The following is a 1,281-nucleotide window of genomic DNA, read 5'->3' as shown; positions in this document are numbered from 1 at the left end:
AGAGCCGGCTCCGGAAATCTGAACAGGGCGATAAGTGGAGTTTCTGCCTGACGGCGGGCAAGATTGGCCCGCGAATCAGGAGAGACGATGACGAGACGCGCACGCCGGAACCACACACCGGCTTTCAAGGCGAAGGTGGCGCTGGCCGCTGTCAAGGGCGACCGAACGATAGCTCAATTGGCCGAGCACTTTGACGTTCACCCCAATCAGATTACGGCATGGAAAGCCCAGCTGGAGGGTGGAGCTTCCGGAGTTTTTGGACCTGGCGGCGCCGCGCCCGCCGTGCCTGCGATCGACGTGAAGTCGCTGCACGCCAAGATCGGAGAACTGACGCTGGAGAACGATTTTTTAGAAGGAGCGCTCACCAAGGCGGGATTGCTGAGCGCAAAGCGATGATCGACCGTGAGCACGATCTGTCGATCACCAGGCAGGCGGAAGTTTTGAAGATCAGCCGCGGCAGCGTCTATTACCTGCCGCGTCCGGTATCGCCCGACGACCTCGCGCTGATGCGGCGGCTCGACCGGTTGCATCTGGAGTTTCCCTTCGCCGGTTCGCGAATGTTGCGAGGCCTGCTGGCTGCCGAGGGGAGCAAGATCGGCCGCCGGCATGTCAAGACGCTGATGCGGCGGATGGGGATAGAGGCGCTGTACCGCCGTCCGCGCACCACCAAACCTGAGCCCGGGCACAAGATCTATCCGTATCTGCTGCGCGGCGTGGAGATCACGCGCCCGAACCAGGTCTGGGCGATGGACATCACCTACATCCCGATGGCGCGCGGCTTCGTGTATCTCGCTGTCGTCCTCGACTGGGCGACCCGCCGGGTCCTGTCGTGGCGGCTCTCGATCACGATGGAGGCGGCGTTCTGCGTCGAGACACTGGAGGACGCTTTGGCGCGTCACGGCAGGCCTGAAATCTTCAACACGGATCAGGGCTCGCAGTTCACCGGCTCGGCCTTCACCGGCGCGCTGGCCAGCAACGGCATCGCCATCAGCATGGACGGTAAAGGAGCTTGGCGGGACAACGTGTTCGTCGAGCGGCTGTGGCGCAGCGTCAAATACGAGGAGGTCTACTTGCGGGCCTACGACAGCGTGTCCGACGCCCGCGCCTCGATCGGCCGATACCTCGACTTTTACAATGGCCGACGTCCTCACTCGAGCCTTGACGGCGGCACACCGGATCAAGCCTACTTCAACCCGCTGCCAATCCGCATGGCGGCCTAACCCCGGCAGAGGCTCCACTTATCGACGCGGAGATTCTGTTCAGACAACCGGGACCAGCTCT

General features: G+C 62.9%; 1 protein-coding gene. It reads left to right on the top strand.

Translation table 11 applies throughout. The features are described from left to right. Positions 1–87 precede the first annotated feature (87 nt). Positions 88–1,220, top strand: a protein-coding gene (locus AC0L3K_RS40580) for an IS3 family transposase (RefSeq protein WP_473368202.1) whose coding sequence is annotated in 2 segments (ribosomal slippage) — positions 88–343 and positions 343–1,220 — 1,134 coding nt in all. Because the reading frame shifts where the segments join, the coding sequence is not laid out codon by codon here. Positions 1,221–1,281: the final 61 nt, after the last annotated feature.

The sequence above is a fragment of the Bradyrhizobium sp. MI1.10 genome (assembly GCF_055811035.1).
This window is presented reverse-complemented; position numbering and strand designations above follow the sequence as displayed.